This is a genomic window from Gemmata sp. SH-PL17, from assembly GCF_001610855.1.
In the GTDB taxonomy this organism is placed as follows: Bacteria; Planctomycetota; Planctomycetia; order Gemmatales; family Gemmataceae; genus Gemmata; species Gemmata massiliana.
Map to the genome: position 1 here is coordinate 269,446 of NZ_CP011271.1, position 23,105 is coordinate 292,550.

Sequence of the window (23,105 nt, forward strand, 5' to 3'; positions counted from 1 at the left end):
CATCTCCGGCAACCGCGCGGTCCGCGAAATTGCCGACTTTCACTGGAGCCGACGTATGCAATCCCGATGCCTCTCTCGCTCGCTCATGGCGGTGGCACTGTGCGCGGCCGTCGCTGTAGCGACTTTCGCCGAACCCGTCGCTCGCGCTGCGGACGAAGGGTGGGTGCAACTGTTTAACGGTAAAGACTTTACTGGCTGGAAGATCCCCAACCCCCCGGGCGGCCAGTTCAAGGGCGTGAAGGAGACGAAGAACGAGGCCGGGAAGGTGATTGCCTTCGCGGGCGTCGAGAAGGACAAAAAGGACGGCACCCCGGGTAAAGAAGTGACCCTCTGGCAGATCAAGGACGGGCTGATTGTTGGTGGCGGGCCGGCCAGCCACATCTTCACCGAGATCGAGGCCGACAACTTCCACTACCGCGTCGAAGCTAAGATCAACGACAAGGGTAACAGTGGCCAATACTTCCGCACGAAGTTCGAGCCGGGCTTCCCGGCCGGTTACGAGGCTCAAATCAACGCAACGCACAGCGACCAGATCCGCACCGGTAGCCTCTACCCGGACGGCCGCACGAAGCTGGGCGAGTTCCGCAAGGAAATCTGCGTGATGAAGGACGCCCCGCACAAGGCCGATGAATTCTTCACCCAAGAAGTGATCGCCGACGGCAACCACATCACGATCATCGTGAACGGCAAGAAGACGATCGACTTCAAAGACCCGAACAACACCTACACGAAGGGTCACTTCGCGCTCCAGGGCCACGACCCGGGCAGCGTAATGACGTTCAAGAAGGTCGAGTACAAGCCGATCAAGAAGTGAGGCGAGTGCCAGGGGCCAAGGAGAGTTCGGTGGTTGCTAGAGAACCCGGGGTTGAAACCCCGGGCTATTACCGGTGACCCCATTCGGGGTCCAAAAGGCAATGAATATCTGTGCGGCCCCAACGGGGCCACCGGGAGTAGCCCGGGGTTCAACCCCGGGTTCTCTTTTGATTCACTTCTTTTCCACCGCCAGCGCCAGCGCGGTCGTTGCCCATCCGCTCGCGGCGATTGCGATGAACTGGTCCTTTTCGTGAGGGAAGCCGCTTTCGTAGTACGGCTGAAACGGTTTGCTCCGCGACTTCACGAACCACGTCCCGTCCGCACGCTGTGTTTTCAGTAGGTAGGCCATTCCCGTCCGGTACGCGGGCGCGTCCGTTTTCAGTCCCCCTGCGAGGTGCAGAGCGACCAGTGCCGAACCGGTCGCGTAGGCATCGCTGCGCCCGTTGTCGAGTTGTGCCCAACCGCCGTCCGCACGCTGAGTGCGCTGAAGTTCCCACGCGGCGGCGGCCACTTCCTTGGCCTCTGAACCAGTTTCCTTGAGAGCCAGCAAGCGGAACACGCGATCCTCTGTGTCTTTTGCGGGCGTTTTCACGAGCCACGATCGGGCCGCGTCGATGCGTTTGGCGGTCTTTTGCTTGTCCGCGTTCGCGGGCGGTCCCCAGAACTTCAGCCCCCGGACTGCGTAGTAGGTCGTACTGAAGTCGCTCGCCTCACTCGGAGGACGATCGCCGCTCGCGCGCCAATGATCGCGATCGGACTGCGACTTGAGGAGGAATTCGACCACAGCGGCGGTGTTCTCGTCGGGCTTGTGCCCCGCGAGTTCGAGCGTGAAGATCGCCGCTGCTGCGGTGTCCACCTGGCCGCCGGTCCCGCGCCCGTCTTTGAACCGCTCGCGGTTCGATTCGAGGAAGCTCGAAATGTGCTCCGCTTGCTCTTTCGCCAGAGCAGGCGGAATGGTGAACCCGCGCCCGTTCGCGGTGGAGAACGCCAACATCGGCAGGGTTTGGTTGTGGCACGCGAAGCACGTTTTCTGCTCGACGTGTCCGGTCGCGCCCTTTTTCAGTTGGGGCAGCGCGATTTCGACCGCGGCGCGCACGGCTTTTGTGGTGGGCGCGGGTAACGTAAGATTGGGGAGCGGGATCGTAACGAGGAGCAGTGTGGAGAGCATCGGCGAACTCCGGGAGCGGTGTCGTCGCTATATTTTGCGCGCAAATGCCCTCGTACTGCGAGTCCGTATTATGGTTTGGAGCCGTTTCTCTCCCGTAACGAGTTTGCCATGTCGACGAAGCCGGCGTTCGCCAGCCAGTTCGAGTTCACCCCGGACAACCGCGCGGTGGTGATCGGGCTTATTGGTAAGTTGGACCCGGTTGCGGTGGATGAACTGCACCCGCAGATTCAGGAACTGTACCGCGCGGGGTTGCGCCGGTTCGTGTTTGATTTGACCAATCTGGAATTTGCCGGGAGCCTCGGGCTCCGGTTGCTCGTGGGTCTTCAGAATCAAGTTCGGGGTGAGGGCGCGGTTACGGTGTGTAACCCGAGCGATTCAGTGCTCTCGATGCTGACATTAACCAAACTGACGCAGGTGCTCCCGAATTACCCCACCCGTGACGACGCGCTCGCGGCCACGGGCGGGTGAATTTGTTCACCAAACATGCCCCGCAAGAGCGGCGGGGCGGGGTTCGCTGGCTACTTCCCGACCTGTTCCTTTGCGGCCTTCACGACGGCTTCCACGGTGAAGCCGAAGTGCTTCAGCAGATCCTTCAGCGGGGCCGATGCGCCGAACGACCGCATCCCGATAATCGCGCCGGTGCTCCCCGCGAACCGCTCCCACCCAAACGCGCCGCCCATTTCGACGCACACGCGGGCGGTCACCATCGGCGGGATCACGCTGTCGCGGTACGCCTGGTCCTGCTTCTCGAACAGTTCCCACGACGGCAGGCTGACGACGCGGGCCTTGATGCCCTCGGCGGCGAGTTTTTCGGCCGCGTCCGCGCAGAGCGGCAGTTCGCTACCGGTCGCGATGAGCAGCACGTCCGGGTTCGGCACGTTGTTCAGGGCGTAGCCGCCCTTTGCCACGCCGGACGCCGGGTTGTACTTCGTGCGGTCGAGCGTCGGCAGGGCTTGCCGCGTCATCGCGAGCACGACGGGGTGGTGCTTTTCTTGGAGGGCGACCTTGTACGCCTCGGCCACTTCGTTCGCGTCACCGGGGCGGATCAGGATCAGCTTCGGGATCGCACGCAGCGACATGATCTGTTCGATCGGCTGGTGCGTGGGGCCGTCTTCGCCGACGCCGATCGAATCGTGCGTGAACACGTACAGCACCGGCAGTCCCATGATCGCGGCGAGGCGGATCGGCGGGCGCCCGTAGTCGGAGAAGATGAGGAACCCGGAGCCGTAGGACCGCAGTTTCGAGAGCGCCATACCGTTCATAATGGCGCCCATACCGTGCTCGCGCACGCCGAAGTGAACGTTGCGCCCGCCCGGTGTCTTCGGCGTGAACACGCCCGCTTCCGGGAACTTCATGAACGTCTTGGTCGAGGGGTTCAGGTCCGCCGACCCGCCGACCATCCACGGCACGTGCTTCGCGATCGCGTTCAGTACCGTGCCAGAGCTTTCCCGGGTGGCGAGTCCCTTCGCATCGGTCGGGAACACGGGAATGTCCTTGTCCCAACCCGCGGGCAGGTCGCGCGTCTCCAGTGCTTCCAGTTCGGCGGCTTCTTTGGGGAACTTCGCCTTGTAGTCCGTGAACAGCTTCTGCCACGCGGCTCGGGCCTCGGCACCGCGCTTTCCGATGCCACCTTTGAAGAGGTCGTACACGCCGTCCGGGACAAGGAACGAGGAATCTTCTGGCCAGCCGTAGGCCTTCTTCGTGAGTTTGATCTCGTCGGGGCCGAGCGGTTCGCCGTGGGCCGCGTGAGTGTCCGCCTTGTTCGGCGACCCGTAGCCGATGACCGTCTTCAGCGCGATGAGCGTGGGGCGGTCGGACGACTTCGAGGCTTCGATCGCCTTCGCCATGCCGTCGAGGTCGTTACCGTCGGTCACGCGGAGCACGTTCCAGCCGTAAGCGGCGAACCGCGCCGGCACGTCTTCGCTGAACGCGAGGTGCGTGTGCCCGTCGATGGTGATGCCGTTGTCGTCATAGATGAGCGTGAGGTTGTTGAGCTTCAGGTGCCCGCCGAGTGACGCCGCTTCGCTCGCGACGCCCTCCATCATGCAGCCGTCGCCGCAGATGGCGTACACCCGGTGGTCGAACAGCGCCTCGAATCCGGGGCGCCCGTAGTGCGCCGCGCGCCACTTTTGGGCGATCGCCATGCCGACTGCGTTGCCCACGCCCTGGCCGAGCGGCCCGGTGGTGGTTTCCACGCCGGCGGTGTACTCGTTCTCCGGGTGCCCCGGCGTCTTGCTGTTCAGTTGGCGGAACTGTTTGAGTTGGTCCAGCGGCAGCGAGGGCTCGTCCAGCACCTTGCCGTGGTGATCGACGTTCTTGATACCCGCGAGGTGAATCAGCGAGTAAATGAGCATCGAGGCGTGCCCGTTGGAGAGCACGAACCGGTCGCGGTTCGGCCACATCGGGTCGGCCGGGTCGTAGCTGAGGAACTTGTTCCACAGCGTGTACGCGACCGGGGCCAGGCCCATCGGCGCACCGGGGTGGCCGGAGTTGGCCTTCTGCACCGCGTCCATCGCGAGCGTGCGGATGGTGTTGATAGCGGTCACGTCGAGCGCGGTGAACTGGCTCATTGGGTGCCTCTCGTGGTGGGGAGAATTGTTGTAGAGGATATGAGATGAGCGAGCGGTTGTGAATGAAGAATGTGCTGAGATGTCAACGCTTTCGGGAACAACAGTGAAGCCCGCGAACACGAGTTCGCGGGCTTCACTGTTGTAGCTCGGGTGCTGTTATTAACGACGGCCGTTGGGCGGCGGGCCGTTTGGTTTGACCATAACTTCTTGTGCCCGGCGCTGGAACTTCGACATCTGTTCCCGCAATCCGGCGTCGCCGCGCTGAAGAATGTCGAGTTCGTGTTGAATCTCCGCACTCAACCGCTTGAGTTCGGTTTCTTGCCGGGCGAGCATCGCGCGCTCGCGGGCCATCGATACTTCCATCTGGCGCATTTGCTGTTCGAGTGCTTCTTCGTCCTCGCGCAACTGCCGGCGCTCGTCTTCGAGCTTCCTCTTATCCTGGGTCAGTTTGGCGCTCTCGCGTTCGAGTTCGTCGCCCCACTCTTCCAGCTCGTTGCGGGTCTTCGGAGCCGGCGGCGGCGGGGCCAACTCGCCCTTCGCGATCTGTTCTTCAATCGCGCCCAGTTGTGCGCTCAGTTCATCGATCTGAGCGTCCTTTTCGGCTACGACCGCCTCGAACTCTTTCTCCTTCGCGCCGAGTTGTTGTTCGTTGTTACTCGCCTCTTGGAGCAGGTGCTTCATCTCATCGAGTAGCGAGCGCAGTTCTTTATTTTCCCCGCGCAGACGCTGCACCTCGTTCATCGGTGCGTCGTCGTACCGGCCGCCGGTCGGCGACAGGTCGGCGAGTTGGTTCAGGGCGCCCGCGATGGCGCTGGACGGGTCGTTAAACCGGCTCCCGGAACCACCCGGCCCGGTGCGCCGAGTCAGAGGACTGCGTGGTGGTTCTGGTGGCGGCGTGAGCGGAGCTTGGCGCACAGCCGGTACGGGGACCGAGCCGGATTTGCCCGGCATTCGCAGTCGCGCAAGGAGATCGTTGGTCCCACCGGCCCAAGACACAGGAGACGCGATCGGCGTGGCCGGAATTTCTTCTACTTCCTCCACTAATTCCGCGATCGGGTCGGTCGTGGCCGAGGTCGCAGCGATTGGAGGCGGGGTCGAAGCCAGTAACCGCCGGCGCAGCTCTGCGGCCGAGAGGGACGATTGTTGATCGTTCGGCGTGTTCGGATTCGCCATAGTATTTAAGTTCCGAGTCCCAAGTTCTCGGCTCCAAGTTATGAAGCCAGAACGAGTTACCTGGCACGTGTTTTGGATGGAGCCGGCCTGGAACCTGGAACCGAGAGCTTGGAACTTCCCACTGTCCCGGCGGAATTATCCTTCTGTCTGGCCTCAAGGAGCCTAGGCCGCGGAACAGGCAAGTCAAATCAAAATCCCCGGGCCGGTGGTGCCGGTTTTAGGGGCGGAATGGTCATTAACTTTGCTTTTGGCACGCGGATCAAACGAAGTTACCAACGGCACGCCGGAAGTCCCGTTACACCGGCTAGACTGTCCCAATTGGCGGCGCCTTGCGATCGCAAGGTCTGCCACGGGAGCAGCCTCCCCAAGCCTCGTGCAATGCACGGGTTCGGCTGCTTTTGCGTGGCGGAACTGTTGAGGCGTGGCTTAAAATTGGGCTTAGTTCGTACTTGTCCGGGTCACCTGGCTGTCGTACCAGGTGTCTCACCAGTAGGAGCGACGGGCAATGAGTGTCGTGAAACGGCTGCGGTTGTTGCCGGTGCTGCTGGGGGTGTCCGCGACCCTCGCGGCTCTGGGCACGACCTTGTTCGGGGATCTGCGGACGGGTACGTCCGCGCCCGGTGCGGGCCCGGTGGGCGGGCGCCCGGACGGGGGCCGGCTCGTGGACGAGCTGGTGGCGACCAAGTTCGGTACGGTTCCGGTGCTCACGTACCAGCCGCGGGACGGGGAGCTCGTGTTCGCGTGGCAGGTGCGCCCCGAGGTTCCGGCCCCGGCCCCGCGCCCGCGCGACGTGCTGGTGCTGGTGGACACGTCCGCGAGCCAGGCCGGGCGCGCGCTCCAGCAGGCCCGTCAGATCGTGACCGGTCTGGCCGCGCAGTTGGGCTCGGGTGACCGTGTGAGCGTGTGGTCCCTGAGCACCCCGGGTGCGACCCGGGCCCTGACGGCGGGGTTCCAGGCCCCGGGCGCGGAGAACGTGGCGGAAGCGGCGCGGGCCCTGACCGAGGTCGAGTACGGTTCGGGTGCGACGGACCTCAAGGGGGGGCTCGAGAAGGCGCTCGCGACGCTGGCCCCGAACCGGGGTCGGCACCAGGTGGTGTTGTACCTGGGTGACGGGGAGAGCGCGTTCGAGCGCGTGAGTGAGTCCCAGCGCCTGGCCCTGGGGGGGCGGATGGACCGGGACGATGTGGGGTTCTTCGCGGTGCCGCTGGGCCTGAAGCTGGACGCGCAGAACCTGCACGGGCTCACGGCCCTGACGGGGGGGGCCGTGGTCCGGGTCCAGGAGGACCTGTCGCAGGCGCCGGGTCAGAAGGCGTTCGTGGGGCGCCTGGTGGGCGCGCTGGACGTGGCGGTGGTGAAGCCCGAGACGTGGTCGTTCGGCCCCGAGGTGGGCGAGTCGTACCCGACCAAGCTGCCCCCGCTGCGCGCGGACCGGGCGACGCTGGTCATGGGCAGGATCGCCCGGCCGGGGGCGACGGGGGTGAGCGCGACGGTGAACGGGACCGTGTCGGGCAAGGGCGTGGTGCTGAACCTGTCGCAGGCGCTCCCGGCCCCGCGGGTGGACCACTTCTTTTTGAACCTGATGGTGACCCAGTGGAGGAACGCGCCCCACAAGGACGCGCCGGCGATGCTGCAGTCGGACCGGGCGCTCGCGCTGGCGAGCACGCAGGTGAAGCTGTACCGGGACGAGTTCCTGACGCAGGCGGTGTGGGCCGTGAGCGTGGACCGGTTCGACGAGGCCGAGAAGCTGTACGCCGCGGCCCGGAAGGTGGACCCGACGGACCGGGAGGCCGCGCACGGGGCCGCGCTGGTGGCCAAGATGCGCGCCGGGGCCCTGACCCGGGCGGACCTGGCCAAGCAGGTCGGGGGCCCGGCCCGGGCCGCTCAGGAGCCCAAGGGGGGGCCGCGGCGGGTCCGCCGGTGAGCCCGGGCGCGGGGGGGCGGACCTGGTGCGCGAGGCCGCGGCCCGGCGCCAGATCGAGGAGCAGCGGTACCGGGTGCTCGTGGACGCGACGATCCGGCGCGCCCGTCAGTTCCTGCGGACCGACCCGGAGGGCGCGTACCAGGACCTGAAGCGCCAGCGCGACGAGATCCAGGGGTACGACGGGCTCGGGGCCGAGGCCCGGCGCCAGCTGGTGGGCGACCTGGAGGCGCAGATGCGCGAGGTGTTCGTGAAGGGGGCGGAGATCAAGCGCCAGGCGGACGCGGAGCGCCAGGCCCTGGCCCGGACCCGGCAGCACCTCAGCGAGTTCGACCGTGCCGCGGACGCGCAGGCGAGCGACAAGAACCGGATCGACCAGTTCCGCCAGCTCATGCAGCACGCCCGGTACGCGCTCGCGTACCAGGAGGCGCAGCTCATGGTGCAGGAGAAGACGAACAAGGGCCTGGCGGTGCCCCCGACCGCGACCGCGAGCTACATCATCGGTCAGCAGGCGACGCAGCTGCGCGAGTGGAAGGAGCTGACCCGGGTGCGCGAGGACCGGTTCCTGCAGGCGATGATGCAGACCGAGAAGTCTCACATCCCGTACCCGGACGAGCCCCCGGTCCACTTCCCCCCGGCGAAGGTGTGGCAGGAGCTCACCGGGTACCGGAAGAAGGTGTACGAGAACTCGAACCTGGGTGCCAACGGGGGCACCGGGCTGAAGCAGATCCGTGACAAGATCGAGGACCCGACCCGGCCCGTGGACCTGGGGGACAAGAACCTCAACGAGGTCCCGCTGTTCGAGTTGCTGTCGCTCCTGTCCAAGCGGTACGAGGTGTCGTTCGTGATCATGGAGGAGTACTTCAACGCGGAGCAGCAGCCGAACATCAAGGAGGCCAAGGCGAAGCTCGTGTCCACGCAGCTCCAGGGGCTCACCCTCGGGAACTTCCTGGACATCGTGCTCCTGTCGATGAACGCCACGTACGTCGTGCGCCCCGAGTACATCGAGATCACCACGTTCAACCGGCGCCTCGAGGAGAAGGTGACCCAGGTGTTCCCGGTCGCCGACCTCGCGATCCCGATCCCCCAGTCCGTTAACCAACAGGTGCTGTTCCAGAACCAGCAGTTCCAGAACCAGAGCCTGGCGATCTTCGGTCAGGCGAGCCTGTTCGGTGGGGGCTTGCAGAACATCGGTGGTAACTTCGGGAACCCGTTCGGCGCGGGTGGTGTGGGCGTGGGTGGGAACCCGCTCAACGCGATGGGCGGTGGCGGGCCGTTCGGTGGCACGGGCCAGCAGCTGGGTAACCAGGGGAACCTGGGTGCCGGGGGCGGGATCACGGGTATCACGGGCGGGCAGTTGGGTCAGTTCGGGAACCTGGGGGGTCAGTTCGGTCTCCAGGGCGGTGACCAGAGCCAGTTGCTCATGCGCCTGATTTTTGAGACCGTGGCGAAGGGGGAGTGGGCGAACATCCCGAACACGCAGCCGATGCCGGGGATGGGGGAGGACGAGGTGCCCACGGTGGACGCGGCCAAGTTGAACTCGCTGGGGTACTACCCTCCGGCCCGTGCGCTGATCGTGCGCGGGACCACGCGGTACCACTCGGCGACCACGATCAAGCTCAAGAAGACGGCCGAGGGCAACGCCCAGGGCCCGGGGGTGGGGCGCCCGGGTGGCGGGGCCCTGGTCATCGGGCCGGGTGGCGCGGGCAACGGTGGGGGGCCGGTGAACGCGGTGGCGGGTGTGGCCCCGACGCTGGTGAACCCGAAGGTGGACCCGGTCGCGGACCGTCGGAAGCTGGGCACGGACCCGCGCACGATGTGGAGCAACGCGATCGACCGGACCGTGACGGACCCGGGTCTGATCGTGGCGTGCGCGGAGTTCCTGATGGAGTTCGAGGAGTACGGTCACGCGGCCGAGGTGCTCAAGGGGAACCTGCGCAAGGGCCTGGCGACCGAGGCGTGGGCGCACGAGGCCCTGGGCGTGGCGCTGCGCGCGGCGGGCGCGAGCCCGGTCGAGGTCGAGCGCGCGTCGGTGTCGGGGGTCGACCTGGACCCGGGCAGTGCCGCGGCGTACCTGCGGGCGGCGCGTGCCGAGGCGGACCTGAAGAACCACGGCCGGGCGGTGGCGTTCTGCCGGCGCGCGGCCGCGTGCAGCCCCGAGGACCCGACGCCCTATGCGAACGCGCTGGCGTACGCGGAGCGGGCCAGCGACGTGCGGACCGACGCGGTGGTGTGGGCGGCGAACGGTCTGCTGGCCCGGGACTGGAACACGAGCGACGGGATCGACTACCACGAGCAGGCCCGGGCGCGCCTGCCCAAGTTGGAGGCCCGGCTCCGGGACGCGGGCCAGGGGACCGAGGCCCTGACCCGGGCGGTCGCGGAGCAGGGGCGCCGGGACCTGGTGATCGAGCTCCAGTGGCAGGGTAACGCGGACCTGGACCTGGTGGTGTCGGAACCGACGGGCTCGGTGTGCTCGGCGACCCACACGCGCACCACGGGCGGGGGTGTGCTCAAGGGTGACCTGCTGGCCCAGGGCGCGGACCGGTCCGAGGTGTACGCGGCCGCGCGCGCGTTCACCGGTGCGTACACGGTGTCGGTGAAGCAGGCGTTCGGGCGCCCGCTGGGTGGGAGCGCGCGGATCAAGGTGACCCGGTTCCAGGGGACGGACCGTCAGTCCGTGGACCTGTTGGAGGTTCCGGTGGGCGGTAAGGGGGTGGAGGTGAAGTTGGACGGGGGCTCGCGCACGGCCCTGGCGGTGCTGTCCGAGGAGCTCGGTGCGGTCCGTGAGGTGCGCTCGGAGACGACCGGTGCCGGTTTGGGGCAGTCGGGTCTGGGTGCCGGGTTCGGGACCGCGGGGAGCGCGCTGGGTGCCCCGGTGACGTCGTCGGGCGGGGTCGAGGCCCCGCTCGTGTCGGCCCCGGCGGAGACGCGCGAGGCCGGGATCTCGGCCGGGGCCGCGGACATCCGGGCCACGTACAAGCTGAACCCGGACCGCAAGTCGTTCCGGGTCGACGTGACCCCGGTGTTCACCGGCACCAGGGGCGACATCGCGCTCCCCACCGTCCCACTGCTCCCGGGCGGTGAGAAGTAAACACGATCCCACCCGAATCGGGAAACACGGTTCGGGCGCGGAAACGTGAACCCACGGCCCGGCCGGGATGTCTCATCCCGACCGGGCCGTGGCGTTGATACCAACAGACACACCGGTCACAAAAACACACGGCACATGGAACGAATACAAAGTGGGGTACTGTGTTTTTGTGGCCGTTGCGCCTTTTTGTGTTCGATCCGCTTCGTTTACAATGTGTACGGCGCACCCCGCGCCGGAGGACGTGACCATCAGTAAGGCATTCGACACCCAGCGGGAAGAGTTCTCGGTCGCGAGCGAAAAAGCGGTGCTGGTCAGCGTCGCGCTCCCGGAGCGGCCCTGGCCCAACGAGGCCGACCCGTGCGACGAGATCCGCGGCCTAGCGGAGTCGGCCGGGGCGAGTGTGGTGGGCCAACTCACCCAACGGCGCCACGACGTACAACTCGCGACGTACCTCGGTAGCGGTAAGGTCGGTGAGTTGCACGAACTGGTCGAAGGGGCGGACGCGGACGTGGTCATCTTCGACAACGACCTTTTGCCCGGTCAGGCGCGCAACCTCGAACACGCGCTGGGGGTGAAGGTACTCGACCGGAGCGAACTGATTCTCGACATCTTCGCGAGCCGGGCGCGCACGGCCGAATCGAAGCTCCAGGTCGAACTCGCGCAACTCGAATACTCGCTCCCGCGCCTCAAGCAGATGTGGACGCACTTGTCGCGTCAGAAGGGCGGCGGGATCGGGCTCCGCGGTCCGGGTGAAACGCAGCTCGAAAGCGACCGCCGACTCGTTCAGCACCGCATCCGCGACCTCAAGCACAAACTCAACGAGGTGCTCGCGCGCAAGGAGCGCGAGGTGAAGAGTCGGTCCGAGGAGCACACGATTTCGCTCGTGGGCTATACGAACGCGGGCAAATCACAGTTGATGAACACGCTGACTAAGGCGGGCGTGTACGTGAAGAACCAACTGTTCTCCACGCTCGACACGCGCACGCGCCAGTGGCACATCCGCGACTGGGGGCGGGTGCTGCTCTCCGACACGGTCGGATTCATCCGCGATTTACCCCACCACTTGGTCGCGTCGTTCAAAGCGACGCTTTCCGAGGCGCGGCACGCGAAACTGTTGTTGCACGTTGTGGACGCCAGCAGCCCGCAAGCCGAAGACCACATTCGCGCGGTGACCACCGTTCTGAAAGAACTGGACTGCGATCAGAAACCGACGTTACTAGTTCTGAATAAGATCGACAAACTCGCGGACCGTTCGCTGCTCACCCTGCTGGAAACCCACCACCCCCGCGCGGTGGCGGTGAGCGGGTTAACGGGCGAGGGCATCGAGCGGTTGGAAGACGCGGTGATGGAAGCGCTGGCCGAAGATTTCGCGGAAGCCGAGATCGTCACCGATTCGGGCAACGGTCGGGTGCTGGCGTTCCTGAACGCGCACGCGGAAATCTACCGCCAGGAGTTCCGCGACGACGTGAACGAAGTCGTGATTCGGTGCCACCTGCCAAAACACTTGCTCCATCACATCGCCGGTCCGACCGTAAAGGTGCGCTTCGTGGAGCGCGAGAAACCGATTGCCGTGGACACGCACGAACGCGAAAGTGCGTGAGCTTGCCCGGACTAACCTTTTGTTTGTTTGCGAGCGACCTTTGTAAATCTGAAATTTCGCGCAAAGACGAACCCGGCTCACATGGGCCGGGTTCGTCTTTGCGCGGAACACGTCTGATCCCAAAAGTTACCGCACTTTTGCCTTGAACCGCACGGTTCCACTCTGGCCCGGGAGGATCGTGCCGGGTAACTCCCAGCGTACTACCGTTGAGCCGACTTCGTTGTCCGCGACGGTGAAGTTCGAGGGCCGGTCGGACTGCGACGAGCCCTCCACGTACTCCAGGCGCCCGCTCAAACTGTCGCTGACCACGATGTCGCTTACGGCCTTCGAGCCGGTGTTCGCGTACCGGATCGTGATCGTTACCACTTCACCTGCTTCCTTCGGGCCAGATGGGCCCACGCTCTTGGTCACGGTGAGCGGGGCCAGCCTCGGGAACGCGGTGAGTTGTTCCGGTTCGACCACCACGCCGACGATCTTCACACCCGCGATTTGGCCGACCGCTGCTGGCCGGCTGGTGTTGATGAAGAACGCTGTACCCACCTTACCCACGAACGCGGACGGGCGCACCTTGCCCTCGAACTCGGCCGGTTTGGTTCGGGCGATATCGACCATTGGCGCGCGCCGGTCTTTGATAGCCCCGGCACCCATTGCGCCCACGTTTGCCGCTGCCCGCACTTGGTGATCCAAGCCGTTCGGCAACACTTCCGCGCGGCGAATCATGAACCGCGGCGAGCAGATGCAGACCTCGTTGGAGGTCGTTACTTTTCTGCGCCCGCCGATGGTGTACTCCACACCCACATCGGTCGCGTTCAATCCGCCGAGCCGACCGTTCGGACCGATCCCCAATGGGGCTCCCTTGTCACCACCGTCGACGAAACACTCCTCTTTCGGCCCCTTCGGTCCCAGGAGCGGGTCGTACATCGGGCACGCGAAGTACGAAAACTGCGGTGGAGCGATCGGTGATTTCAGGAGCTTCTCGCCCGGGAGCAAAATCGTGCCTTCGATTACATACGTCTTGAGTTGGTCAGCGGTGGGCTTCAGATTGCCCAAGCGGACGATCGCCATGAGCCGGCCGTTGGCGAGCGCGGATTTGACCGCGTCGCTGTCGGTGCTGTCGGTCATCTCGACCGGGGAGTTTGCCCCCACTTCCGTGGGCAACGCCTTCTCCGGGTCTTCCAGGTAAATGACCTTCGTAATCACCGCGCCTTTGAGCGCGCGTTCGATGTCGGACGCCGAGAACACGAGCGGGATCGGGTGATCCATGTACTTCATGCCGGGGCGCGGGACCAGTGTTCCGCGCACTTCTACTTCCGGGTACAGCGCTTGACCGGGGCTGTACGGTAGGTTGCTCAGCTCGAAGCGGTACACGTAACCGGGCCGGAGGCCCATCACGGCGGGAGCGTCGTACATCCGGCTCTGGGCCGAACCCGGGAACGCGGTGACGCGCACGTCTTTCGGTGCGAGGAACTTGGCCGCGACGAGCGGAGCGGGCACCGGCGCGCCCATACCAGGTTGGAGCACATCTGCTCCGGGAATCATGCGGGGCGGACCGAGTGGTCCCGGTTGCGCTGCGCCGAACCCCGCGCCCCCCCCTTGTGTCGGGACCGGTCCCGGTTGGGCCGGAGCGAGCCCCTGAGCAACGGCCAGGGCACCGAGCAGCGTCAGCGTTTTCGCTCTCATGGCGAACCTCTATTCAGCAACAGGTTCCGAGTTCCGGTTCCCAAGTTGAAGACACAAGCTGTTCGCCCGCGGTCTTTAACTCGGAACCGGAACTCGGAACCTGGAACTCGTTGGAACTTGCGTTTACTTGATCGCCGACTTCAGGCCAGGAGCGGTCGGGGCCACCGGAGCACTCGGTGCGAGCGGCAGGTCCGTCGGAGCACCGGCTGGTAGTCCGGGCAGAGCGACCAGCGGGCGGACGCTAGCGGTGCCCGGCGGGTTGATCGGCAGTTCGACGGCGCCCTTCGGCTTCGGCGGCGTTGCGTTCGGAGCCGGCACCGGACCACCCGGCGGCAGCATCAGACCGGGGGGCGGCGCGGTCATCGTGGGCGAGACGCGGTTCTCCAGGTCGATGTTACCCATGCGGATGATAGCCAGGATCGCCCCACGGCGCTGGGCTTCCGCGACCGGATCGGCACCCGGTTCGAGCCGCGTGGACACCACTTCTTCGGCGCCGGCGACGGTGCTGAAGTCCTGGTTGATCGGGTCCGGCAGGTACACCACTTTCACCACGAGGTTACCCGCCTTCGCCTGAGCGAAGTCGTCCGCGGTGAACGTGAGTGGCACCGACGAGTGGCTCAGAAACACGAGCGTCTTCGGGTTGGCCGGGGCCACTTCGAGCGTCGGGTAGAACGAGCTACCCGGGTGATCCGGCAGGATGCTCGTGAGCCGCAACCGGTACACGGACCCTTGCAGGAAGTTGTAAGCCTTCGGCGCGGTCAGCGCGCTGGCCTCGTCGTTGAAGCTCCCGTCCGGCAACTGCCACGTCACCTTCATCCCGGCCGGGCCGGTGAAGTTGATCGACGAGCGGCCGTTCGGCAACCCCGCCCGCATGCCCATCCCACCACCACCCGCACCGATGGCCCCGAACGCGGCAACGGCTCCGGGCGGCCCCATCGTAGGCACCGGAACGATACCGTGCCGCAGTGAGTCCTGCGGGCCGTAAGGACCGGCGGCCCCGTAACCCGGGGGCGGCCCATAGCTCGAACCGGCGTCACGAATGACGCCACCGCCGACGCCCGGCACGGAGCAGCTCGTGCAGCCCTCGTTCGCGGTGACCCGCGTGTGGCCGAAGCCCGACACGGGGCGAACAATGCCGGTGTCGCCGACGAGCGCGGTCGGCCCGCCGGCTTGCTTCACTCCGCTCGCTCCACCCATCGGAGTGGACCCGCGAACGGCCATCACCGGTTCGCCGGTCGGCCCCTGCACCCCACCAACTTCTTTACCACGGGTAACGGTGCCGAACCCGCCGGCGCGCTGCGGCGGCATTTGGGTTTGTGGCTGGGCTTGCGGCTCGGGGCTCACGCACCCGCCGCCGAATCCGGCTAAAAGCACCAACGTGGTCGCGGTACGCTTCATTTCCCCCTCCCCGATGACCCAACGAACCATTCGCTTCAGAAAAGTTTTCGGCCACGGTGCTCCGCGAACTTTGCACAAATCCAGATTCGTTCGCACGATTGGAATAACCCGGCGATTGGGCCAGCGAAAGGGTGGCAAGATGGGCGGGTGGCGTTGACGTGAAGGCGTGTGGGTAAACGAAAAAAGCGGGCGGGGATCCGAACGGCGGGAGTAAGCCGTTGGGAATTCCCGCCCGCTTTGCTTGGTCCTCCTGTTTCAAAGGAGACTAAGGGAGCGGCATGGGGGATGGCTCAGTCTTACGCGACCAGCGCACGTTCGGGGTTCGTGGCCGGGGTCTGGGTTTGAGCGCGGTCGGCGCTCATTTCTTCCTTCACGCGGCGGGTCAGCTTGAGGACGTAGGCCATGTCGCGAAGGAGCTTTTCGGCGTCGGTGGTGGTCGAGGCGGTCGTGGTAACGCGGGCGGTGTTGGTGATCGGGGTCATCTCTATGCTTCCTTGCGGTTAGGTTTCGTTTCGATGAGGTGCTGTAATGCAGGGACCGTGCCACAACGGATCAAAATTCGACGAGAAGTGACGGAGTGCCGGGTTTTCAAGGCTTTCGAGCGTTTTTGGCGCTGCGGATTGGCGCCCGCAGTTTCTGCGCGATCATTGTAACCGTTGCGACTTCACAGAAAGTCTACATTCCGCAAATGGCGGAATTACAACTGCGCGTGAAGGTAGGGGTACGGCAAAATGTGGAGAAGTGTCCGATGCGATTCGGTTGGTACTTTTTGGATAGCCACCGCGTAGCCCGCCCGCGGAATAGCGGACTACGCGGAATAACTTTTACGGCTCGTCGGCGACCGCGACCGGGGCCATTTTGGGCGCGTCGAGGTCCGAGGTGTCGAGTCGCCCTTCGCTTTGAAGTTGCTTAAAGATCGCGACCGTCTCGCGGATACCGGCTTCGAGTGGCGTTTTCGGCATCGGTCCCAGGTCGCGCTGGAGGCCGTCGTCGGAGAGGTCGTAGGCGATGGCGATTTGGGTGGTTCCGAACGTGACCAACTTTGCTGCTTCTGGCAACACGGTGCTGAGCGCCGCGTGGAACTCCTTCATCGTGATGACCGCGCCGCGGAGGTTGTAGCTCTTTGCCCCCGAGTACGGCCGGTCCATCGAGTAGATGAACGTCTTCGCCACGTCATCGACGTACTGGAAGTCACTCGCCCCACCGAAATTGATGTGGTACGGCCGGCCGAGCAGCACCGCTTTGATGGCCTTCGTCGGCTCGCTGGTCATGCCGAGGTCACGACCGACGCCGTACACGGTCCACGGGCGCAGCCCGACGCTCGAAATGCCGGAATCCTGGAAGTAGATACGGGCGTTGCCCTCGTTGCAGCACTTGAACACGCCGTAGTGGGTGCTGGGAACGAGCGGCGCGTCGTCCGGTTGGGGGCCGGCCGGGTACTTGTCCGGGCCGCCGAAGACCGCAGCAGAGCTGGCGTACACGAGGCGCTTCACCTGATCGCCCGCGGCTTTCACGGCCTCGAACACGGCGAGCGTGCCGAGCACGTTCACTTTCGCGCCCAGCATCGGGTCCACGCGGCACGTCGGTACTTGCAATCCGGCGAGGTGAATGATGTGCGAAATTTGGTGAGTAGCAATCGCGGCAGAGAGTGCCTTGAGGTCGGTCACATCGCCCTGCACGAACGTGACCTTCGCGACCTCGCTCTCGGGGAGGATCAGCCGTAATCGGCGGGCGTCTTCGCGGAGGTCGAAGACCCACACCTGATCGCCGCGCGACAGCAGGTTGCGGATGATCCACGCCCCGATGAACCCGTACCCGCCGGTAATCAACACGCGCATTGAACCAGGCTCCAAAATCTAGGGGAGAAGAGCGGAGCCGCGGATGAACGCAAATAGCGCGGATAAAGCCCAGGAATTAGGCGCGAGCTAAGAAAGTCGGCCCGTGTGATTCGGAACGGAATCTCGTCTGGGGTTTATCTGCGCTGTTTGTGTTCACCCGCGGCTCAGTGTCTTCTGTCTTATTCTTTTACCTCCCCCGCGTCGCCGACGTTATCTTGAGCCACCTTCGCGACCGACACGATCCGGTCGCCGTCGCTCAGGTTCATGACCTTCACGCCCTGCGTGTTCCGGCCGACGATGCGGATCGCGTCCACTCGGCTTCGAGTTACCATGCCGTCCTTCGTGATGAGCATGATTTCGTCGCCGTCGCGCACGCTCGTGATGGCGATCACCTTGCCGTTCTTGGCGGTCACCTTCACGTCCTTCACGCCCTTACCACCGCGGCGCTGGAGCCGGTATCGCATGTTCGACGGGTCGTTCTCGTTTTCGGAGTCGGTGCTTTCCGCTTCTGGCTCCACGACCTCCGGTTCGGCCGCGTTATCGTCGTCGGAGTCGGTCGCCCCCTCGGGCACCGGGGTGTTCGCGCCGAACGGCGTGCGCTTGCCGTAGCCGTTTTCGCAGACGGTGAGGAGTACCCCGTCCGGGTCCGCGACCACCATGCCGACGAGTGCGTCGTCCTTGCCGAGTTTGATACCCTTCACCCCGCGGGCCGTGCGACCCATCGTCCGAGCGTTGGACTCGCGAAAGCGGATCGCCATGCCTTTCTGTGTGCTCAGGATGATCTCGTCGCCCGGCTTCGTGAGCGCGACGTTGATGAGTTCGTCGCCCTCGTCGAGTGTGATACCGATGATCCCCCCGTTCCGCACGTTGCTGTACGCCATCAGGTCGGTCTTCTTCACCGTGCCCTGGCGGGTAGTCATGAGCAGATGGTAGCCCTCGCTGAACTCGCGCACCGGCACGATGCTCGTGATCTTCTCTTCGGGCTTGAGCGAGAGCACGTTCGCGATGCTCCGGCCCGCGTTCGTGCGCGCTGCCTGCGGGATCCTGTAGACCTTCAGCCAGTACATCTGGCCTGTGTTCGCGAAGCACAAGAGGTAGGCCTTCGTGCTGGCCACGAAGAAGTGCTCCACGAAGTCGTTGTCGCGCAGCCCGCCCTGCACGCCCTTGCCCCCGCGCCCCTGCACGCGGTACTCGGTCAGCGGCATGCGCTTCACGAACCCCTCGTGTGTGATCGTGACGACGTTCGGCTCGTCCACGATCAGGTCTTCCATATCCACGTCGCCGTCGCCGTCTGTGATCTCGGTTCGGCGCGCGTCACCGTACTTCGCGGCCATCTTTTCGAGATCGTCGCGGATCACGGCACGGACGTTCGCGTCGTCCGAGAGCAGCGTCTCGTACCCGCGGATCAGGTCGCGGAGTTGGAGATACTCTTTTAGGATCTCGTCGCTTTCGAGGGCCGCGAGCTGACCGAGCTGGAGCCGGACCACGGCCTCGGCCTGGGCTTCCGTCATGCGGTACTCGGACACGGTGCCGAGTTCGCGCTGGAGCGCGTCGAAGGCCGCTTCGCCGATCGCGCGTTGCATTAAGCTGGACGGAACCGCGAGCCCCTGGAGCCGGGTCTTCGCCTCGGTGCGGTTCGGGGACGTGCGGCAAATCTTGATGACGTTCTCGATGTCCGCGATGGCGATGAGCTGCCCTTCGAGGATGTGCCCCCGGCGCTTCGCCTCGCGTAACAGGAACTCGGTGCGCCGCCGGATGACGTGGACCCGGTGCTCGAGGAATTTCTGCAACATCTCCTTGAGCGTGAGTTCGCGCGGGCGGCCGTCCACCAGCGCGAGCATAATGATGCTGACCGTTTTTTGGAGCTTCGAGTACTGGTACAGTTGATTCAGGATGAGGTGCGGGTCGCCCTTGTTGGTCAGTTCGATGACGAGGCGCACGGGTTCGCCGTTGCGCGCGGACGACTCGTCGCGGATGCCGCGGACGTTGGCGATCCGCTCGTCCTTCACGAGTTGGTTGATTTCTTCGGTGAGGGCATTCCGCGTGACCTGGAACGGAACCTCGCGGATGATGATGACCGGGGTCTTTCCGCGCCCCTCTTCGACGATGTCGGCGCGGGCGCGGAGCGTGATCTTACCGGCCCCGCGCGAGTAGGCGTCGACGATTCCCTGGCGCCCCATGATCTGGCCGCCGGTGGGGAAGTCCGGCCCCGGGATGATCTGAAAGAGATCGGCAAGCGTAGCGTCGGGTTCGTCGATGAGCTTGGTTAGGGCGGTGCAGACCTCGCGCAAGTTGTGCGGCGGGATGTGCGTCGCCATACCCACCGCGATGCCGTCCGAACCGTTCACGAGCAGGTTCGGGAACTTCCCGGGCAGCACGAGCGGTTCACGGTACTTGCCGTCGTAGTTGTCGATGAAGTCGACGGTGTCGCGTTCGAGGTCTTCGAGCAGTTCGCTCGCGGCCGTCGTGAGGCGGGCTTCGGTATAACGGTGGGCAGCGGGCGGCAGGCCGGCGATGGAGCCGAAGTTCCCCTGCCCGTGAACGAGCCGGTACCGCAGGTTCCAGTCCTGCGCCATCCGGACGAGCGAGTCGTAGATGGATGCGTCGCCGTGCGGGTGGTACCGCTTCATCGTTTCGCCGATGATACCGGCGCACTTGCTGGTGGACGTACTCGGCCCGAGCCCGAGGTCGTTCATCGCGACGAGGATGCGGCGCTGGGACGGCTTCAGCCCGTCGCGCACGTCCGGCAGCGCGCGGCTGATGATGACCGACTGGGCGTATGTGAGGTAACTGTCCCGGAGTTCGTCTACGATGTCGAGTGGATCGATTACTGCGAGGGCGCCGGCAGGTGGGGGGGCATCCGGACCGTTCGGCGGTGTGGTTGCGTCGGCCAAAGAAGGCTCCTTCAAGTGCGATCCGCGCGGCCGAATTGATGGTGTTTTCGTGGAGACTGATGTCTCGCGAAGAACTCTGTTATTCTAGGAAAATTAGCCCCGCCGAACCAGCACCGTTGCCCCCGGCGCGGTCCTTTTTCCCGTGCCCGAAGTTCAATCTGGGTAGGCTGTTCGGACGGTCGCCCGGTTTCGATCCGTAGAACCTCGTACCGACAGGATGTGTCATGCGTTCAATTGTGCTATTTGCAGCTTCGGCCGCGCTCGTGCTGAGCGGTTTCGCGTGGGCGCTCGCGGCTCCCAAAGAGGACAAGAAGGACGCGAAAGAAACGCCCGCCGCGGAGAAAACGCGCACGAAATCGCTCAAAGTAAAAGTGAGCATCGATACCAAGAACGGGCGCCTCGGTGACGTCCTGAAAGAGTTCGCAGCGCAGGCCGACATGCGGTCGGATATGCTGGTAATGTGGGCCTACGGGACCGGCTTCCCGTATTCGCAGAAGGTGACCTACTCCTGCAAAGACAAGCCGCTTGAGGAAGCGCTCGACGAGTTGCTTACGAAGGCTGGGGGTGGATTGGGGTACGTCATCGTTTCCAAGGAAGGTGACAAGCACGACGGCTGGGTGTCACTCAACACGACTGGCGAGCGCGGTACCGCCGCTCTGACAGGGGCTGCGGCCGACGAAGCGGCTGCGGCCGAGCGCCTGGCGCTGGCAAAGAAGCTCTTGGACGACAAGAAGCCGGACGACGCCAAGATCGTACTCACGCTCATCACCAAGAAATACGCGAACACGAAAGTTGCGGCCGAGGCAAAGCAATTGCTGATGAAACTAGAGAAATGAACCGATTGCCGGTTTGAGACGAGGGTGCTTTGTGAGTGGGATCTGGGGGAACCGTGACGTGCCGTGGATTCCGCCCGAACTGGCGGAACCGGACGGTTTCGTTGGTGTAGGTGGGGATCTGCGCCCGCCCACGCTGTTGCGCGCGTATGCGGACGGTGTGTTCCCGTGGTTCAACGAAGGCGACCCGATCCTGTGGTGGTCGCCGGACCCGCGCGGGATCATCGAGCTTCATGCCGATTCGCGCACGCACCCGGACGCCACACCCGGGTACGGCGGGCTTCACGTCTCGCGCCGGCTCGCTCGGACGATTCGTTCGGGCAAGTTCCGCGTCACGGTAAATCAGTGCTTCGAGACGGTGATGCGGGCGTGTGGTGAGTGCCGACCCGAGGGCACCTGGGTCACGAGTGACATGCTCGCGGGGTACGCGGAACTCCACCGTCTCGGTCACGCTCACAGTCTGGAAACGTGGGTACGAGCCGAGCAAGAAGGGCCGGACGTGTGGGAACTGGCCGGCGGTACTTACGGCGTGAGTATCGGCGGGGTGTTCGCGGCGGAATCGATGTTCTACCGCGTCACTGACGGGTCAAAGGTCGCGCTCGCGGCCCTAGTGTCACGCCTGCGCGAGCGCGGCTACGTGTTACTTGATGTGCAGATGAAAACGGACCACACGAGCACGATGGGCGCGAGCGAGATTTCGCGGAGCGAGTACCTGAAGCGCCTGCGTCAGGCCATTGGCCTGAGTAGTGTGCGCTTCGTGTGAGCAGGCTCACTTCCGCGCGTGATCCTTGAAGAACTGAACGATCCGTTCCGGGGCGCCGTCCGGAATTCCGTGGTTACCCGGGTGAATGAAAGTTACGACGGGAGATCCCTTCGAGGAACTATATTCGGTACACCACTTACCCGCGGCCTTCCCTTCTGCGTCGCACCCGTTCAGCTTGCGCACCTGCTCCATCGTCTTTTCTTGGGACGCGAACGAAACGATCCGGTCTTTCTCTCCCGCGACGTGTAACACTGGCAGCGGCTTTTGGTTCTTGAAGTCGCGTAGCGACACTGTGGCCGCGACGGGCGCGACTGCGGCCAACTTATCGGGTCGCGCCGCACACAGCACATACGTGAAGAACCCGCCGTTCGAGTGCCCAGCGACGAACACGCGCTTTTCGTCGATCTGGTACTCTGCGACGAGCGTCTTGAGCATCGCGTCGAAGAACTCCAGGTCGCGGTCCTTCTGATCGCCGATGTACTTCTGCCACCCAGAGAACTTGCCATCGGGGTCCAGTGCGGGAACGGGTGTTGGTAACCCCTGGGGATAGATCGAGACGGCTTCCGACCAGTGCTTGTGGAACGCGAAGTTCCGGCTGGACAGTTCCGCCTTCCCGCCGTGGCCGTGGAACGCGAATACGACAGGGCGCTTTTTGTCGGTGGCTGGCGGAGCGTACACGAGCGCTTCACGTGTGGTTTCGCCGACCTTCCAGGTCACTTTCTTCAGCTTGGACGCATCGCCCTTATCGTCGTTGGGTTTGTTTTTGCCAATGACGCCGACCGGAGGTTGAGCCGCAACCGTGCCGGCAACGAGCCCACCCACGACGAGCAACAGACCGATGCCACGAACGGTCATACGGAACTCCCAGGCGCCGAAGAATCGCGGACACGGTGATAACCCACCAGCAGCCGAGGAGTTACACGGTAGATTGAGAATTCGGAAGGGTGAAATGAGGGAGGCAGCTATCACTCGCTTTCTGTCATGCCCGCGACCCGTTGAACTACGGGCATGAGGTCGTTCAGTTCCTCGATTCGCAGCATGCGAATGTCGCGAACGGATACGGCGAACCACGGTAGTTGTGTCGCCAAGTCGATCACCGCGACCATGACCGTTGCCGCTGTAACCGCGGGGCTGCCGAAGTACATACTGCCTTGTTGCCACTGAAACTGGTGTCGTTCCAGCACTCGGCGAATTTCGAGATAAGCGTTGTTATAAGGGTCGCCAAAGTGAATCCGGAGTTGCTCAATGTCCATGTCGAAGGCGATCGCGTACACGGTGCCCTCTCGCTTGAATGAGGCCGGAAGACCGTGCCGGAGTAAACCAGCGCGGGCATCTCTGGCAACGGCGGTCGTCATGGTAAGGCTCC

General features: G+C 64.6%; 17 protein-coding genes. 7 read left to right on the forward strand and 10 right to left on the reverse strand.

The features are described from left to right. Positions 1-55 precede the first annotated feature (55 nt). Positions 56-814, forward strand: coding sequence for a DUF1080 domain-containing protein (locus tag VT84_RS01080; RefSeq protein ID WP_082838183.1), 759 nt, complete (start codon positions 56-58; stop codon positions 812-814). A gap of 171 nt (positions 815-985) precedes the next feature. Here the strand turns inward: VT84_RS01080 and VT84_RS01085 are convergent, their stop codons facing one another. Further along, positions 986-1,981, reverse strand: coding sequence for a prenyltransferase/squalene oxidase repeat-containing protein (locus VT84_RS01085; RefSeq protein WP_082838184.1), 996 nt, complete (start codon positions 1,979-1,981; stop codon positions 986-988). A 108-nt stretch (positions 1,982-2,089) separates the two neighbouring features. Between VT84_RS01085 and VT84_RS01090 the strand changes: the two genes are divergently transcribed. Continuing rightward, positions 2,090-2,449, forward strand: coding sequence for an STAS domain-containing protein (locus VT84_RS01090; RefSeq protein WP_052562277.1), 360 nt, complete (start codon positions 2,090-2,092; stop codon positions 2,447-2,449). 50 nt (positions 2,450-2,499) lie between these two features. Here VT84_RS01090 and tkt read toward each other — a convergent pair whose 3' ends face one another. Together tkt and VT84_RS01100 are read right to left on the reverse strand one after the other, a co-directional pair. Next, a complete protein-coding gene (tkt, locus tag VT84_RS01095; protein WP_082838185.1) occupies positions 2,500-4,551 on the reverse strand; it encodes a transketolase in 2,052 nt (683 codons plus the stop codon). A 159-nt stretch (positions 4,552-4,710) separates the two neighbouring features. Next, complete coding sequence (locus VT84_RS01100) at positions 4,711-5,724, reverse strand: hypothetical protein (RefSeq protein WP_082838186.1); 1,014 nt, start codon at positions 5,722-5,724, stop codon at positions 4,711-4,713. 505 nt (positions 5,725-6,229) lie between these two features. Between VT84_RS01100 and VT84_RS01105 the strand changes: the two genes are divergently transcribed. The 3 genes from VT84_RS01105 to hflX all read left to right on the forward strand — a co-directional run bounded on the left by VT84_RS01105 (position 6,230) and on the right by hflX (position 12,333). Beyond that, on the forward strand, positions 6,230-7,645 hold the full coding sequence (locus VT84_RS01105; RefSeq protein WP_082838187.1) for a VWA domain-containing protein: 1,416 nt from the start codon (positions 6,230-6,232) through the stop codon (positions 7,643-7,645). Positions 7,646-7,670: 25 nt separating this feature from the next. Continuing rightward, positions 7,671-10,733 carry a hypothetical protein gene (locus VT84_RS01110; protein WP_082838188.1) on the forward strand — a complete coding sequence of 1,021 codons (3,063 nt, stop codon included), beginning with the start codon at positions 7,671-7,673 and terminating at the stop codon, positions 10,731-10,733. 241 nt (positions 10,734-10,974) lie between these two features. After that, positions 10,975-12,333, forward strand: coding sequence for a GTPase HflX (gene hflX, locus VT84_RS01115; protein WP_082843198.1), 1,359 nt, complete (start codon positions 10,975-10,977; stop codon positions 12,331-12,333). A 126-nt stretch (positions 12,334-12,459) separates the two neighbouring features. Here hflX and VT84_RS01120 read toward each other — a convergent pair whose 3' ends face one another. From VT84_RS01120 to gyrA, 5 genes are all read right to left on the reverse strand, one after another. Then, the gene (locus tag VT84_RS01120) at positions 12,460-14,013 is read right to left on the reverse strand and encodes a DUF11 domain-containing protein (RefSeq protein WP_082838189.1); all 1,554 of its coding nucleotides are present in this window, start codon (positions 14,011-14,013) and stop codon (positions 12,460-12,462) included. Positions 14,014-14,136: 123 nt separating this feature from the next. Next, the gene (locus tag VT84_RS01125; RefSeq protein WP_157469057.1) at positions 14,137-15,411 is read right to left on the reverse strand and encodes a hypothetical protein; all 1,275 of its coding nucleotides are present in this window, start codon (positions 15,409-15,411) and stop codon (positions 14,137-14,139) included. A gap of 296 nt (positions 15,412-15,707) precedes the next feature. Then, positions 15,708-15,893 (reverse strand): hypothetical protein, encoded by a 186-nt coding sequence (locus VT84_RS01130; protein WP_052562243.1) that lies wholly within the window; start codon positions 15,891-15,893, stop codon positions 15,708-15,710. Between the two features lie 342 nt (positions 15,894-16,235). Further along, entirely contained in the window at positions 16,236-17,249 is a 1,014-nt protein-coding gene (locus VT84_RS01135; RefSeq protein ID WP_204249704.1) for an NAD-dependent epimerase/dehydratase family protein, read from the reverse strand. 179 nt (positions 17,250-17,428) lie between these two features. After that, positions 17,429-20,143 carry a DNA gyrase subunit A gene (gene gyrA / locus VT84_RS01140; protein WP_082838191.1) on the reverse strand — a complete coding sequence of 905 codons (2,715 nt, stop codon included), beginning with the start codon at positions 20,141-20,143 and terminating at the stop codon, positions 17,429-17,431. A gap of 224 nt (positions 20,144-20,367) precedes the next feature. Here gyrA and VT84_RS01145 point away from each other — a divergent pair, with 224 nt between their 5' ends. Both VT84_RS01145 and aat read left to right on the forward strand, forming a co-directional pair. Then, positions 20,368-20,979 (forward strand): hypothetical protein, encoded by a 612-nt coding sequence (locus VT84_RS01145; RefSeq protein ID WP_052562235.1) that lies wholly within the window; start codon positions 20,368-20,370, stop codon positions 20,977-20,979. Between the two features lie 31 nt (positions 20,980-21,010). Further along, entirely contained in the window at positions 21,011-21,739 is a 729-nt protein-coding gene (gene aat / locus VT84_RS01150) for a leucyl/phenylalanyl-tRNA--protein transferase (protein WP_082838192.1), read from the forward strand. Positions 21,740-21,745: 6 nt separating this feature from the next. Here the strand turns inward: aat and VT84_RS01155 are convergent, their stop codons facing one another. Both VT84_RS01155 and VT84_RS01160 read right to left on the reverse strand, forming a co-directional pair. After that, positions 21,746-22,594, reverse strand: a complete 849-nt coding sequence (locus VT84_RS01155) for an alpha/beta hydrolase family esterase (RefSeq protein WP_082838193.1) — start codon at positions 22,592-22,594, stop codon at positions 21,746-21,748. Positions 22,595-22,704: 110 nt separating this feature from the next. Then, positions 22,705-23,094 (reverse strand): virulence factor, encoded by a 390-nt coding sequence (locus VT84_RS01160; protein WP_082838194.1) that lies wholly within the window; start codon positions 23,092-23,094, stop codon positions 22,705-22,707. Positions 23,095-23,105: the final 11 nt, after the last annotated feature.

Excerpts from the sequence above, each read along its gene's own strand:
- VT84_RS01080 (WP_082838183.1), top strand. The coding sequence starts at position 56 with ATGCAATCCCGATGCCTCTCTCGCTCGCTCATGGCGGTGGCACTGTGC.
- VT84_RS01085 (WP_082838184.1), bottom strand. The coding sequence starts at position 1,981 with ATGCTCTCCACACTGCTCCTCGTTACGATCCCGCTCCCCAATCTTACG.
- VT84_RS01090 (WP_052562277.1), top strand. The coding sequence starts at position 2,090 with ATGTCGACGAAGCCGGCGTTCGCCAGCCAGTTCGAGTTCACCCCGGAC.
- tkt (WP_082838185.1), bottom strand. The coding sequence starts at position 4,551 with ATGAGCCAGTTCACCGCGCTCGACGTGACCGCTATCAACACCATCCGC.
- VT84_RS01100 (WP_082838186.1), bottom strand. The coding sequence starts at position 5,724 with ATGGCGAATCCGAACACGCCGAACGATCAACAATCGTCCCTCTCGGCC.
- VT84_RS01105 (WP_082838187.1), top strand. The coding sequence starts at position 6,230 with ATGAGTGTCGTGAAACGGCTGCGGTTGTTGCCGGTGCTGCTGGGGGTG.
- VT84_RS01120 (WP_082838189.1), bottom strand. The coding sequence starts at position 14,013 with ATGAGAGCGAAAACGCTGACGCTGCTCGGTGCCCTGGCCGTTGCTCAG.
- VT84_RS01125 (WP_157469057.1), bottom strand. The coding sequence starts at position 15,411 with ATGAAGCGTACCGCGACCACGTTGGTGCTTTTAGCCGGATTCGGCGGC.
- VT84_RS01130 (WP_052562243.1), bottom strand. The coding sequence starts at position 15,893 with ATGACCCCGATCACCAACACCGCCCGCGTTACCACGACCGCCTCGACC.
- VT84_RS01135 (WP_204249704.1), bottom strand. The coding sequence starts at position 17,249 with ATGCGCGTGTTGATTACCGGCGGGTACGGGTTCATCGGGGCGTGGATC.
- VT84_RS01145 (WP_052562235.1), top strand. The coding sequence starts at position 20,368 with ATGCGTTCAATTGTGCTATTTGCAGCTTCGGCCGCGCTCGTGCTGAGC.
- VT84_RS01155 (WP_082838193.1), bottom strand. The coding sequence starts at position 22,594 with ATGACCGTTCGTGGCATCGGTCTGTTGCTCGTCGTGGGTGGGCTCGTT.
- VT84_RS01160 (WP_082838194.1), bottom strand. The coding sequence starts at position 23,094 with ATGACGACCGCCGTTGCCAGAGATGCCCGCGCTGGTTTACTCCGGCAC.